This is a genomic window from Salinivibrio sp. ML290 (assembly GCF_001995695.1).
GTDB classification, from domain to species: Bacteria; Pseudomonadota; Gammaproteobacteria; order Enterobacterales; family Vibrionaceae; genus Salinivibrio; species Salinivibrio siamensis.
Genome location: NZ_MUEY01000007.1, coordinates 215,239 through 229,969 on the forward strand (window position 1 = coordinate 215,239; position 14,731 = coordinate 229,969).

Here is a 14,731-nt window from a genome sequence, read left to right on the forward strand (position 1 = left end):
CAGGGTATAAATTTTGATGAAAATAATCGATAATCTTAACAACCTATTAGGTGACGAGCTTCAACAGACGCTGACACCGAACACAAAGTTAAAGATTGCTGCGTCTTGCTTTTCAATTTATGCGTATGAGGCTCTCAAAAAGGAGTTAGCGAAGATAGACTCACTTGAATTCATCTTCACATCACCTACTTTTGTCGCAGATGAAGTTACCGATAAATTCAAAAAAGAAAAACGAGAGTTCTTTATCCCCAAAGCTGGGCGTGAACGCAGCCTCTACGGAACTGACTTTGAAATACAGTTAAAGAATAAGCTCACTCAAAAAGCGATCGCTAAAGAGTGTGCAAACTGGATCAGAAAGAAAGCGACATTCAAATCAAACAAAACTGATTCCCCAATGCAATCGTTTGTTGTGACGCAAGCATCTAGGCAGCAAACAGAAGCCATGAGTGCAGTTTTTGCTCCGGTTAGCGGTTTTACGGCGGTTGATTTGGGGTATCAGCGAGGCAACGCTATTTCGAATTTTGTGCAAAAAATCGATGAGCCAAATTTCACAGCCCAGTATTTACAGTTATTTGACCAAATTTGGAAAGACCCTGCGAAGCTTCAAGATGTTACTAAAACCATTTGCGAGCATATAGAGTCTGTCTATCAAGAAAACTCGCCTGAAAAAGTCTATTTCATCATTTTGTATAACATTTTTAATGAATTCCTTGATGATATTACAGAGGATGTATTACCAAATGATCGAACCGGCTATCAGGACACCTTGATTTGGAACAAGTTATTTAACTACCAAAAAGACGCCGCGACTGGGATTATCAATAAGTTAGAGACCTATAACGGCTGCATTCTGGCTGATAGTGTTGGTCTTGGTAAAACATTTACAGCGTTAGCTGTCATCAAGTATTACGAGCTCAGAAACAAATCTGTGCTGCTTCTATGTCCGAAAAAGTTAGCGGATAACTGGCTCAACTTTAATCGAAACCTAAAAACAAATATCTTTGCTAAAGACCGTTTCAGTTACGATGTTTTGTGCCATACAGATTTGAGCCGAACCACTGGCGAATCCTTCGGTACTCCGTTGAATAGAATCAACTGGGGTAACTACGACCTAGTCGTCATTGATGAGTCTCATAACTTTAGAAACAACGATGCAGTGAAAGATCGAGAAACTCGATATCAGAAACTGATGAATAAAGTGATTCGCGCTGGCGTGAAAACCAAAGTTCTGATGCTATCAGCGACACCAGTGAATAACAGATTTACTGACCTAAGAAACCAGCTTGCGCTAGCTTATGAAGGCGAGTCGAGCAATATCACAAAGCACCTTAAAACCACAAAAAGCGTAGAACAGATATTCAACCAAGCACAAGCCGCATTTAACGCTTGGTCCAAACTAGACCCTGAGACGCGAACAGCTAAAGCCATACTCGATGCCTTGGATTTTGACTTTTTTGAACTGCTTGATAGCGTCACTATCGCTCGCTCACGAAAGCACATCACAACATTCTACGATACGACAGATATTGGCCATTTTCCTGAACGTAACAAACCAATCTCGTTTCATTGTCCGCTTACTACTCGTTCGGATGTAGTAAGCCTGAATGAGATCTTTGAACAGCTTAAGCGACTCAAGCTTTCCGTCTATGCGCCAGTGAGTTATATCCTCCCGAGTAGATTGAAGAAATACGAGGAGATGTATGATACGCAAGTTGAAGGCGGAAAAGGTAAGTTAAAGCAAAGCGACCGTGAAAAAAGCTTGGTTGCATTAATGACAACGAACCTTCTAAAGCGTCTTGAGAGCTCCGTATACTCGTTCAGAAGCACCTTGCAATCACTCCATGATAACCATATTCGTGTTCTTGGCATTATCGACGAGTTTTATAAGCGAGACGGGCAAACTGAAGTCAGTAGTCTGGTTGAAGCGCTTGAGTCTATTGAAGCAGATGAAGACGACATGCCTTCTTATCACGATATGGAAATCGGCAACAAGATCAAAATCAAGCTGATGGATATGGATCTTCCATCATGGCAGCAGGATTTAAATGGAGATTTGGAGCTGATCAAAGGGTTGCTAGATTCTGTTAGCAAAATTAAGCCAGAAGAAGATGCTAAGTTGCAGCATCTCAATTCACATATTGCTGAAAAAATAAACAACCCTATAAATCCTGGAAACAGAAAAATCATCGTGTTCACGGCGTTTGCTGACACCGCTCAATATCTGTACGAGCAGTTGTCACCTGTGATGTTAAGTGAACATAGAATCCATAGTGCGATGATCACTGGTGGTGCCAGTTTACCTAAGACCACCTTAAAAACCGGACGAAAAGACGCTCATCGTACTAAGAGCTATGACACACAAGAAGTGCTCACCTTATTTTCTCCAGCTGCCAAATCGAAAGCCAGTGTATTACCTGATGAACCCGCTGAAATCGATTTGTTGATTACTACAGACTGTATCTCTGAAGGGCAGAACTTACAGGACTGTGATTACTTAATTAACTTTGATATTCACTGGAATCCAGTTCGGATTGTTCAGCGCTTTGGGCGAGTTGACCGTATTGGCTCGCCGAATAAATGTATTCAGTTAGTTAACTACTGGCCTGATATATCGCTGGATGAGTACATCAACTTAAAAGAACGTGTTGAAAGTCGAATGACGATAGTTGACGTGACAGCGACCGGTGATGATAACGTTCTAAGTAGTCAAGCTAACGATGTGTCGTACCGTAAAGAACAGTTAAAGAAACTACAAGAAGAAGTCATCGAGCTTGAAGATTTAAAAACGGGCGTTTCTATCACCGATCTAGGTCTAAATGAATTTCGGATGGACCTGCTTAATTTAATAAAACTCTACGGCGAACCAAGAAATGCACCAAGCGGCATGCATGCGGTGGTTGAAGCTAAGCCTGAACTAGGGTTATTGCCTGGCGTGGTGTTTGCGCTGAAAAACGTCAATAACAGTATCGATAGCGATCTGCAAAACAGGCTCCACCCTTATTACCTTGTCTATGTATCGAATGAAGGGCACATCGTCGCTAATCATTTTGAGGTAAAGAGACTATTAGATTTAATCCGCAGTAGCTGTAAAGGGCAAACAGAGCCGCTCAGTGAGATTTGTGCGTTATTTAATCGCCTAACACAAGACGGTCGAGATATGCAGCGTTACTCTCACCTTCTAACAGATGCCATAAAAAGCATGATTGAAGTTAAGGAAGAAAAAGATGTTGATAGTTTGTTTAGCGGTGGCGCTACCTCAGCGTTAGTGAATACATTTGCCGGGCTTGATGACTTTGAATTGTTGGCATTTATTGTGATCCAGCAAAAGCAGCTCATAGAAAACAGTGCTCAGGATGAGGTTGTTTAATCTATGAACTCACCTTGGATATTTCCTGACAAAGCAAAGTTCGGTCGTGTCGTGCCGAAGAAAAAAATATACGAACACAGTGCGGCAAGCGCTGGGTTGAAGTCACTTTTTGTAGAGCAAGTCGAACAGATCCTTTGGGCTTACAAGCTATCGCCCAACACGCTGAATATTCCACAAACTAATGAGGTCAGTGAAATACAGGTTTTCAATGTGAAGCTTAAAGGTGGCTCGATAGACGACAGCGTACTAAAAGCGATTGATTTGGCCATACCTTTTCCCATTCTATTTGAGATATGGGGGCCTAGTGGTGAACAAGGCTACTACGCCGCTTGCTATAAACGTAAGGCAGAAAATGATCAGTCAAAATGGTTTTGTAGCCGCTATTTACGCTCAGAAACCTTCTATTCAGATGATTCATTAACAGTGACTTCAGAAGTGTTGGGTTTGCCTACCGCCATCGATATGGCCGAGCTGTATCAAAAGCTTCTTACTCGCTTGTTACCCATACCCCAACGAGCCGCTGAGAGTATTGAAGAGGTCATTGAACGCTTGGTGGCAATTCAGGCATTGGAAAAGCAAATCTCGCAATATAAGAAGAAGGTTAATGCCGAGAAACAGTTTAACCGCAAGGTTGAGCTCAATAAGCAGTTAAAGAATTTAAGGTGCGAGCTTGAAGAGTTACTCGCATAAAGAATAAAAATTTCAATAAGTTAAATAGTGCCACATGCTTTTTATGCAAGGCATCACGCAAAAGGTGAACACATGGATAAATTACAGATGCACAGCCCCGACATGACGCAGCAAAACATAGAGAAAATTCAGGCGTTGTTTCCGAACTGCGTGACGGAGTCAAAAGGGGCTGACGGAGAGCTAAAGTTAGCCATTGACTTTGACCAACTTAAACAAGAGCTATCAAATTCAATCGTTGAAGGCCCACAAGAGCGCTATCAGTTGAACTGGCCTGGTAAGCGAGAAGCACTACTAACAGCGAATGCACCTATTGCCAAGACCTTAAGACCTTGTCGAGAAGAAAGTGTTAATTTTGACACGACTGAAAACCTCTTTATTGAAGGCGATAATCTTGATGCGCTAAAGATGCTGCAAGAACCATACCTAGACAAAATTAAGATGATTTATATCGATCCTCCTTATAATCGAGGTGAAGATCTAATATACAGAGACGATTATGCGGATAATGCAGAAAACTATTTAATTTCCTCCAATCAAGTTGATGATTCAGGAAAAAGGCTAATAGCTAACAGTGAATCTAATGGTCGCTTTCATTCAGATTGGCTAACCAATATTTACATGAGACTAAAGCTAGCAAGAAACCTCCTGTCTGATGATGGCGTAATATTTGTAAGTATTGATGATAACGAAGTCCACAATTTACGGAAGTTATGCGATGAGGTTTTTGGTGAAGATAATGCACTCGTTCCACTAATATGGTCTCTTCCACGAGGTATTAATGCAGGTCACATATCTAGAGCACATGAATATATTTTGGTTTATGCAAAAAACAAATCTAGTTTACCCTTATTTCAAAAGGTTGGTGATGAAACATTCTCAGTAGAGAGATGTAACAAGAAAATTGACAGGAGGCACCCTGCTTCTGAGATTACGTTTCCTCCTGGTATCAGATATGAAGGACAAGACAAAACAATTACAGGGAAGATTGAAGGTTCTGAAGCTATAGAAATAAAAGGAGAGTTGGTATTTGAATCTGGGAAACTAGCAAAAGAAGTTACGCTTTCGACTGGTTGGACTATGAAAAATATGATTCTAGCGTGGTTACGAGGTGAAGAGGTCTTCGATTCAAAAGGGCAAAAGATTGTTGAGTTTTATTTTAAAGAAAACGGTAAGTTATATAGTAAAAAGAAGGTAGAATTTGAGTCACCTAAATCAATTTTAGCTGGTGTTCCTGATACGCAAGCAGCACGACTTGAAATCGAAGACTTGTTGGGAAGTCAGGACGTCTTTCCATACCCTAAACCAACAGAGTTAATCAGAAAGCTTATATCTATGACGGTAAAAAGCGGTGATACTGTTTTAGATTTTTTCAGTGGTTCGGGAAGTACAGCTCATGCAGTGTTTAAAGAGTTAATTAATAAGAAAGTACGATTTATTTCGATTCAAATTCCAGAAGTGATTAATGATAGCAATGTAGATAGTTTAGTTGCCTTAGAGTTTTGTGAAAAACTCGGTGTCCCCAATAATATTGCTGAGATAAGCAAAGAACGAATTCGCCGAGCAGGAAAAAGTATAGCAAAATCATATAAAGGAAACCTTGATGATTTAGATTTTGGCTTTCGAGTACTTAAAGTAGATTCATCCAATATGGCGGATGTGTACTACTCGCCAGATCAAGTTACTCAGGGTTCGTTAGACTTATTGGTAGATAATATTAAACCAGACCGCACTGCTGAGGATTTACTCTTCCAGGTACTGCTGGATTGGGGCGTCGATTTAACCTTACCCATCAAAAAAGAAACGATTCAAGGCAAGACAGTTTTCTTTATTGATGATGATGCGTTGGTGGCCTGTTTTGATCTGCGTATAAATGAAGCTTTGATTAAAGAGTTAGCTACAAAAGAGCCACTTCGCGTGGTGTTCCGTGATGACGGCTTTGAGAGTGATGCAGTAAAAATTAATGCCGAGCAGATTTTCAAGCAAGTGTCGCCGCATACTGAAGTTAAAGCGATATAAGGAGGGAGTATGAAGTTCAAGTTCAAAGTCCAGCCTTATCAAACTGTTGCCGTAGAGTCGGTTGTTGACTGCTTTGCAGGCCAACCTAATGCTGGAGGTATTAGTTACCGTATTGATCCAGGTTTATCTGTTGATAAACATGGCCAATCTGGCTGGAATATGGTTGATCAAGACGGTTTTAAAAATGCTGACCTCGCGATCACTGAATCGCAGTTATTGCAGAATATCCATGGTGTTCAAAGTAGACAGAACCTCCCTGTTTCAGAAGCGTTAGTCAGCAATGCTAGCGCTAAGATTAATCTCGATGTTGAGATGGAAACCGGTACAGGTAAGACCTATTGCTACATCAAAACCATCTTTGAGATGAATAAGCGCTATGGCTGGAGCAAATTTATTATCGTAGTGCCTAGCATCGCCATTCGCGAAGGCGTTTATAAATCGCTGCAAGTTACGAGTGAGCATTTTGCCCAGAATTACGACGGTAAAAAGGCCCGGTTCTTTATCTATAACTCGAAACAATTGCACCAGTTAGAGAGTTTTTCTTCTGACAGTGGCATCAATGTGATGGTCATCAATATTCAAGCCTTTAATGCGGCGGCTGATGCAGAGAAAAAAGCTAATGAAGGTAAGAAATCTTCCGCAGAGAGTAGAAAAATATTTAGAGAGTTAGATGATTTCCAATCCAGGCGGCCTATAGATGTTATTAGTGCAAACCGTCCGATCCTGATTCTAGATGAGCCGCAGAAGATGGAAGGCAAGAAGACATTGGATGCCTTAGCCAAATTCAAACCACTGATGGTACTTCGATATTCGGCCACGCATAAGACAACACACAATAAGGTGCATCGCCTGGATGCGCTTGATGCTTATAACAATAAGCTGGTTAAGAAAATTGCAGTTCGTGGTATTTCAGTAAAAGGCTTAGCGGGTACGACAGCCTATCTATACCTGGAGTCCATCGAGATCTCGAAAAAAATGCCAGTGGCTCGCATTGAGATCGAAGTTAAACAACAGAATGGCATTAAACGCATACCCAAGAAGGTCACTAAGGGCGATAATCTTTTTTATCTTAGTAATGGTCTGGATCAGTACCGTGATTTTGTGGTTACTGATGTCAACGCGATTAACGATACGGTTGAATTCAAGAATGGCCACGTTTTAACTGCGGGCGATGCCACGGGGGATGTGACCGAAGAGACCATTCGTCGTATACAGATCCGCGAGACAATTAAAGCGCACCTTGAAAAAGAAAAAACACTTTTTAACCAGGGTATAAAGGTTCTCTCTCTCTTTTTTATTGACGAAGTCGCAAAGTATAGAGACTACTCTCAAGCCGATGAGAAAGGCGAATATGCTCGCATCTTTGAAGAAGAGTACTCCTTGCTTGTACAGGAGTATCTTGATGAGTTGACCCTTTTACCGAGTGAGCAGAATGATGCCTATAAAGCCTATCTATCAGCTATTGAAGGCTCTAGAACGCATAATGGTTACTTCTCGATAGACAAAAAGTCAAAGCAGCTTAAAAATCCAGGAGTAAAGAAACGGGGCGAAGAGGCAGGTATATCAGATGATGTAGATGCCTATGATTTGATTTTAAAAGATAAGGAAAAATTACTTTCGTTTGAAGAGCCTACTCGATTCATCTTTTCACACTCGGCCTTGCGCGAGGGGTGGGATAATCCAAACGTATTTGTCATGTGTATGTTAAAACATAGCGACAACACTATCTCTCGTCGTCAAGAAGTTGGGCGTGGTTTACGTCTGGCCGTCAATAAATATGGTGACAGACAAGACCATCCGGCAACTGTGCATGAAATTAATGTTTTGTCGGTGATTGCAAGTGAAAGCTATAAAGACTTTGTCACGAATCTACAAAAAGAAATCAGCGAGTCTCTCTCAGCGAGACCTAGAAAAGCAGATGAAGCTTATTTTACAGGTAAGACAATTACAACGGCTGATGGGCCTGTAGAAGTAACACCTGTCATGGCTAAGCAAATTTATAAGTATTTGCTTAAAAATGATTATACCAATGAAGCTGACGACTCAATAGCGCCATCATTCCACCAGGCTAAAGCTAGTGGACAGTTAGCGCCAATGCCTGCTGACTTAGAGCCGTACCAAGAACAGATATTAACCCTGATTGATGGTGTTTATAGTGAAGCGCAACTTCCTGGTGTTGGTGATGATCGTAAACCTAAAAACAATCCGTTGAATGCTAACTTTGATAAGAAAGAGTTTCAGGAACTTTGGCAAAAAATCAATCGCAAAGCGGTTTATAAGGTTGATTTTGATTCATCTGAGTTGATTAAAAACTGTATTCGGGTACTCAACAAAGAGCTTAAGGTCACGCCTCTTCAGTATACTATTCAGGGTGGTATTCAATTAGAGGGTATTACCGACGACCAGTTAAAGTCTGGGCATAGCTTTAAAGTAAGAGATACTGAAGTACAAACTTACCAATCATCAGTTCGTTCCTCTGTTCAATATGACTTAGTGGGTAAGTTGGCTGAAAATTGCGTACTGACTCGAAAAACAGTCGCCGAAATACTGATGGGGATAGAGCCTGTAGTATTTGCACAATTTAAGCAGAACCCTGAGAATTTTCTCGCTGAAGCTTCACGCCTTATAAAGGAGCAAAAGGCATCTGTGATTATCGAGAAGCTATCATATGACCCAACTAACGAATCTTATGATATCGATATATTCACGGCAGAGCAAAAAATGACAGATATGACAAAAGCCGTTAGTGGGGTTAATAAGCATATTTATGATTATGTTGTCGTTGATTCACAAGGCATTGAGCGGGACTTTGTTACCGAGCTTGATACAAGCAAAGAAGTCGTGGTTTATGCAAAACTGCCTCGCGGTTTTCTGATACCGACACCCGTTGGCGACTACAATCCTGATTGGGCGATTTCTTTCAAAGAAGGAAGTGTTAAACACATTTACTTTATTGCAGAGACTAAAGGAACGATGTCTTCGCTTGAATTGCGTGGCATAGAAGATCGCAAGATTGAATGTGCCAGAAAATTCTTTGAAAAAATCAATGCAGAGGTCACGAGTGAAAACGTCAAATATGATGTTGTTACGAGTTACTCGAAACTGATGGAAGTCGTAAGCTAACCGGGAGAAAATACAGGCTTAAGCGTGCCAAGTATGGGCGCTTTTACTCATTCCCACGCTCCCGCGTGGGAATGAGAACACAAAACGCCCCTGTAAATGCCTCTGTAAACGCCCCTGTAAATAATATTGATGCGGTGGATATTCAAGGCTTGAAGACGCCGGAGGCCATCATCGCCCTGCTAGCGGCCGATAACACGCTCACGCGGCCGCAGCTGGCCGAGCGGATCGGGCAAAGACATTCGCACCATTGGTCGCACCTTGGCCAAGTTATAGCAAGCGCAAAGGCAAAGGATTAAACGGGTCGGCTCTGATAAAGCCGGCCATCGGGAGGTTCAATTGTGACACAATTGCTGCGTTTGTTGATAAATTTAAAGGCGTTGGCGGAAAAGTATGATTGTTAGAGGATAACTTTGGTGTGCATTCCCACGYAGGAGCGTGGGAACGAGTAACTAGCTATCTCATCATGACTCGATATGGGCAATATTCCCGCGTTTCTAGGCCTGCTAGGCTAGATTTTTGCCGTCAAACTCGGTACATTGCACGCAAATAGAAACTATTCTCACTTTTGTTTATGGCTATGCCATATCATCAAGCATATTTGCAGATATCACCATGATAAAATTGTCTTCATTTCGGCTCGCGCTAGGCGTTGCGTCCTGTTTGGCGCTGACGCCAGCGGTGAGTGCGGATCAACTCGAAAAAGCTCAAGCCATCGAGGGTAACACCACCCAAGAGGCCGCGCAGTYACAGTCACGGATTAACCGCCACTCTGATAGCAGCTTGGCCATGCGCCAAGAAATTGAGCAGCTGCAAGCGCAGATCAGTAACCTGGAAATCTATCGCGATCACTTGCAAAACTTGGTGGTCAATCAGGATAAAGAGGCGACCAGCCTGCGGAATCAAATCGACGAGATCAAAGACACCCGCCAAGGTATTGTGCCGTTGATGTATCGCATGTTGGGTGGGCTCGAGCAGTGGCTTGCCAAGGATATTCCTCTTAAAGCCGAGCAACGCCAAGCTCGTTTGCAAAAACTGCAGGCGATGATGGGGCGTGCCGATGTGGCGGACTCGGAGAAATTCCGTCGTATTCTCGAGGCATACCAGATAGAGCGAGACTATGGCAGCAAGCTTGATGCCTACCAAGATACCGTTGTACTCAATGGTCGAGATCACCAGGTCGATGTCCTCCATCTTGGCCGTATGTCGCTGGTGGCGCGTAGCTTAGATGGTAAGCAGTATTGGCTGTGGAGCGCCCGTGATGATCAGTGGGTTGAGCTGGATGCGAGTGTCGCAGACGCGGTGGATAAGGCCTTTGCGGTGGCGCAAAAGCAAATGGCACCGTCATTGTTATCTCTGCCATTGAGTGCTAACCAAGGGGTGAAGTCATGAATTGGAAAACCCTGATTGCCGCAACCTGTTTTGCCGCGATTGCGCCTTTTACCCACGCCGATGATCTTGTTGGGCAAACCCAACAGGCGCATCAACAGGCGACTGAGCATAACCAAGCGCGAGAAGCACAATTCGCGCTGACCGAGCGTGAGCTACGTGAAAAGCTCAATCAGCTCAAAGCCACGCGCAACGCGTTAGAGGCGGAAACAGAGAAACTGAGTGACACCTTCAGCGATAACGAGCAAAAACTGGCGTCGTTAGAAGATAAGCTGCGTTTGGAGTCGGGCAGTTTGGGTGAGCTGTTTGGTGTGGTGCGCCAAGCAAGTAAAACCATCCAGACTGACGGCGCGTCGAGCTATGTGGCAATCACTCAACCTGCGTTTAATCAAACGGTGGCAGATATTGTTGCCGCTGATACTTTGCCCTCGCTCAACCAGCTTAATAGCCTGTGGCAGGGCATGCTCACCCAAATGCAAACCAGTGGTCAGCTGCAAACCCTTTCTTTACCTGTAGTGAATGCGCAAGGCGTGTCGTCTGAACAGTCGGTGGTGCGAGTGGGTAACCTAGGCTTGGTGAATGAGCAAGGGTATTTAAGCTGGCAAGCTGAACGACAAGTGGCCGTTCCCTACCGCGCACAGCCTGATGACACCTTAACACCAGCGAAGCTTGAGCAAGCTATCGCTAACGTGGGTGAGACCGTACTTGTCGATCCGTCGCGTGGCGCGTTACTTGGGCAGCTAGAAAACGCGCCAAGCTTAAGCGAACGCTTTGCGCAAGGTGGCTTTGTTGCCAAAGTGATCGCGACCTTATTGGCGGTCGGCTTGTTAATTGCGCTCTACCGTGGGGCAGTCTTGCTCTCGATTCACGCCAAAATGCATCGCCAGCTTAAACACCCAGAATCACCAGAAGATAACCCGCTTGGCCGTGTGCTGAAGGTCTATCATGATGCGCCAAAGCGTGATGTTSAATCACTGGAGCTGCGTTTATTAGAAGCGGTGGTGGATGAACAGCAAGGCTGTGAAAAAGGCCTCTCGATGTTGAAATTGCTTGCTGCGTTGGCGCCGATGCTCGGCCTGCTGGGGACGGTAACCGGGATGATCGAGACCTTCCAAGTGATTACTCAGTTTGGCAATGGCGACCCGAAAGTGATGGCAGATGGCATCTCGATGGCGTTGGTCACCACAGTGCTTGGCTTGATTGCGGCCATTCCGTTACTGCTGGCGCATAACATCCTCAGTGGGCAAGCTGATCACATTCGTGGCATGCTGGAAAAGCAAAGCATTAGTTTGGTGGCTGAACAAGCTGAAAACAGTGATCAGCGAGCGGAAACCGGACAAGCGGCATGATAGACGTCGAGTTATTCTCACAGCTTGGCCAGCAAGATATTTGGAGCACCTTGCGTCATTTTATGGCGCAAGGTGGGCCCGTGCTTTGGTGGCTCGGTGTGGTGGTATTGGTGTGCTGGGTGTTGGTGATTGAACGCCTGCTATACCTGTATTCACGGTTCCCCGCACAACGTCGTGCGTGGATTGCGGCGTGGCAGGCGCGTACCGATCACCATTCTTGGCATGCACGCGCCATTCGCCAAGGCTGGTTGTTTCAAGCCCAACAGGATCTCGGCCGTTATCTTGGCTTTATTAAAGCCCTGGTGGCGATTTGTCCGATGTTGGGGCTGTTAGGCACGGTCACGGGGATGATTTCTGTGTTTGATGTGATGGCCAGTCAAGGCACCAGTGAGCCCCGTTTAATGGCCTCAGGTATTTCAATGGCCACCTTACCCACCATGGCAGGTATGGTGGCTGCTTTAGCCGGTATGTTTGCCCATGCCCGTTTAGTTAAAGCCTGTCAGCGCCGAGAAGTCGCGCTGCAGCAGGCGCTTCGGAGTCAGTAATGCGATTGATTCGAGCCCAAAAACAGCGCGAAGAAGCGCAGGTTGATTTAACCTCCATGTTGGACATTGTGTTCATCATGCTGATCTTTTTTATCGTCACCAGCTCGTTTGTGCGTGAGTCTGGCGTGGAAGTAAACCGCCCGGAAGCCAGCCACTCAACCAGTCAGAAAGAGGCGGGTATTTTTGTCGCGGTCACCGCCTCGAATGAGGTGTACATTGATAAGCGCCTTGTCGATGTGGAACGTGTCGAAGCGACGCTTGAACACCTATTGCTCGATAAGCCGGACGCCTCGCTGGTGATTCAAGCCGATGAGTTGGCCTACAATGGAACGGTGGTTGAAGTGATGGACGCGGCGAAAGGGGCCGGCATTGGCAGCATTGCGTTGGCCACGGAGTCGCCGTAATGAAGCGATGGCTAATCTCATTGCCGGCGGCGTTGATGGTTACGCTTGGCCTGTTTATGTTGATGGCGTTGATGGTCGGACAATCGTCTCAGCGGCCTCAGGACACGGCTGAGTCGGTAAGCATTGATATTTTCATGCAAGAGCCGGATACCGAGGTACAACGTCGCCAACGCAGTGTCCCGGAGCGCCCGACACCGCCAGAGGTGCCTAAACCACCGACGCCGGTCACCCAAACGCAGACACAATCCAGTGCTGCGCCACAGCCGGATATGGCTAACTTGAATGTACAAAGCAATATTCAAGGCGTGATGGTGCAAGCGCCGTCGCTAGGCGATTTAAATGTCAGCACTGGGCCGAACAATCAGCAGGCGATGCCGCTATTTCGGGTCGAACCCAACTATCCGCCACGCGCCATGCGACGCGGCCTAGAGGGGTTTGTGGTGGTGAGCTTTACCATTAGTCCCTCGGGACGCCCACAAGATTTGACCGTGGTCGATGCCAACCCGCCACGTGTTTTTGAGCGAGAGGCGTTACGTGCGCTACGCAAGTGGAAATATGAGCCGAAAGTGGTTAACGGAGAAGCCGTGGCCCAACCCGGTCAACAGGTGAAACTGGAGTTTAACTTACGCTAATGTTTAAACGACTCATTGTTACCTTAGTATTGGTCATCTCGCTGCCAGTCGCTGCGCAGCTTTCGCCATCGGTGGCACGCTCGATTGAAAAAGCACAAACGTTAGAGCAAGACGCCAAACTGGGGGAGGCGATTGCCGTGCTCGAAGCGCTGTCTGCTGAACGCGCCTACGACAAAGCCTTTGTAAACCGGGCGCTGGGAGTGTTCTATTGGCAATATGGCAATAACGATAAGGCGATCGTCCATATTCAACGCGCGGTCGACAGTGAACAGTTGCAAGATGCGCAAGCCTGGCAAACCAAGCGTATGCTCGCTGATTTATTGTTGATTGATGGGCAATATACCGCTGCGCTTCAATACTACTATCCGCTTGCACGCTCGGTCCCCAAAGAAAAGACGGATCAAGCCGAAGACGTGTGGCTGCGGATTATGCAGGCGCACTACCAGCGTGAGCAGTGGAGTAAGGTATTAAGCGCCTATCCGGCGTATCAGGGCGTGGTAAAAAATAGGGCCAGCGTGTCGGCGCTATCGTTGAAGTTGGGGGCACAGCTACAACTCGAGCAATGGCGCGGGGCGACACCGACGCTTAAAGCATTGTTGAAGCGCGAGCCTGACAATAAGCAATGGTGGCGCCAATTGGCGGCCAACTATGTGCGCTTGGAGCAGCCAAAAGAGGCGATCAGCACGTATTTACTCGCCAAGCGAAAAGGAATGGCGCTTGAACCGAGTGAGCAGCGTACGGTGGCGCAGTTGTATGCCAATGTGGGCGTACCCGAACGGGCAGCGAAGTGGCTCAAACGCTTGCCTGAGAACGAACAAGATGCGCAAACGCTCGCGCAGCAAGCAAGCTTATGGCAGCAAGCGCGAGAATGGCCTCAAGCGGTTTCAGCTTGGCAATTGGCGGCACAAAAAGACCGTCAGTACCATTGGCAATTGGCGTTAATGCAAATTCAGCAAGGCGACTATCAGCAAGCACTTACTTCGCTTGATAAGGCGGGTAAAGGGGCCTCAGCCAAAGAGATAGCGCTGACCAAAGTGCGCGCCTACTACAAACTAAAGCAGTTTGACCAGGCGCTCAAGCAAGCACGCATTGCTAAAAAGATTGCCCCTGATGAAGCGGTAGAAAGCTGGTTAACGTTTTTGAAAAAGCGTCAGCAAATGCAGCAGCGAGGCTGATTAAGCCATAGGTAGCGAGTGACCTTGGTCGTTGCTCTGATATA

10 protein-coding genes are annotated in these 14,731 nt (G+C 45.6%); all 10 read left to right on the forward strand.

Going from position 1 to position 14,731, the window contains the following annotated elements; genetic code table 11:
* Positions 1–16 precede the first annotated feature (16 nt).
* The 10 genes from BZG23_RS08520 (at position 17) to BZG23_RS08570 (ending at position 14,687) form a co-directional block, all read left to right on the forward strand.
* A complete protein-coding gene (locus BZG23_RS08520; protein WP_077606665.1) occupies positions 17–3,367 on the forward strand; it encodes an SNF2-related protein in 3,351 nt (1,116 codons plus the stop codon).
* Between the two features lie 3 nt (positions 3,368–3,370).
* Positions 3,371–4,057, forward strand: coding sequence for a DUF4391 domain-containing protein (locus BZG23_RS08525; protein WP_077606666.1), 687 nt, complete (start codon positions 3,371–3,373; stop codon positions 4,055–4,057).
* Positions 4,058–4,129: 72 nt separating this feature from the next.
* Positions 4,130–6,073 carry a site-specific DNA-methyltransferase gene (locus BZG23_RS08530; protein WP_077606667.1) on the forward strand — a complete coding sequence of 648 codons (1,944 nt, stop codon included), beginning with the start codon at positions 4,130–4,132 and terminating at the stop codon, positions 6,071–6,073.
* Between the two features lie 9 nt (positions 6,074–6,082).
* Positions 6,083–9,196: a type III restriction-modification system endonuclease gene (locus BZG23_RS08535; protein ID WP_077606668.1), complete on the forward strand. Its 3,114-nt coding sequence runs from the start codon at positions 6,083–6,085 to the stop codon at positions 9,194–9,196.
* A gap of 621 nt (positions 9,197–9,817) precedes the next feature.
* On the forward strand, positions 9,818–10,585 hold the full coding sequence (locus BZG23_RS08545; RefSeq protein ID WP_198532132.1) for a DUF3450 domain-containing protein: 768 nt from the start codon (positions 9,818–9,820) through the stop codon (positions 10,583–10,585).
* Positions 10,582–11,931 (forward strand): MotA/TolQ/ExbB proton channel family protein, encoded by a 1,350-nt coding sequence (locus BZG23_RS08550; protein ID WP_077606671.1) that lies wholly within the window; start codon positions 10,582–10,584, stop codon positions 11,929–11,931. The genes BZG23_RS08545 and BZG23_RS08550 overlap by 4 nt, the downstream gene beginning before the upstream one ends.
* A complete protein-coding gene (locus BZG23_RS08555) occupies positions 11,928–12,476 on the forward strand; it encodes a MotA/TolQ/ExbB proton channel family protein (RefSeq protein WP_077606672.1) in 549 nt (182 codons plus the stop codon). The genes BZG23_RS08550 and BZG23_RS08555 overlap by 4 nt, the downstream gene beginning before the upstream one ends.
* Positions 12,476–12,880 (forward strand): ExbD/TolR family protein, encoded by a 405-nt coding sequence (locus tag BZG23_RS08560; protein ID WP_046075609.1) that lies wholly within the window; start codon positions 12,476–12,478, stop codon positions 12,878–12,880. Before BZG23_RS08555 ends, BZG23_RS08560 begins: the two co-directional genes overlap by 1 nt.
* Positions 12,880–13,512, forward strand: a complete 633-nt coding sequence (locus tag BZG23_RS08565) for an energy transducer TonB (protein ID WP_077606673.1) — start codon at positions 12,880–12,882, stop codon at positions 13,510–13,512. The genes BZG23_RS08560 and BZG23_RS08565 overlap by 1 nt, the downstream gene beginning before the upstream one ends.
* Complete coding sequence (locus BZG23_RS08570) at positions 13,512–14,687, forward strand: tetratricopeptide repeat protein (RefSeq protein WP_077606674.1); 1,176 nt, start codon at positions 13,512–13,514, stop codon at positions 14,685–14,687. The genes BZG23_RS08565 and BZG23_RS08570 overlap by 1 nt, the downstream gene beginning before the upstream one ends.
* Positions 14,688–14,731: the final 44 nt, after the last annotated feature.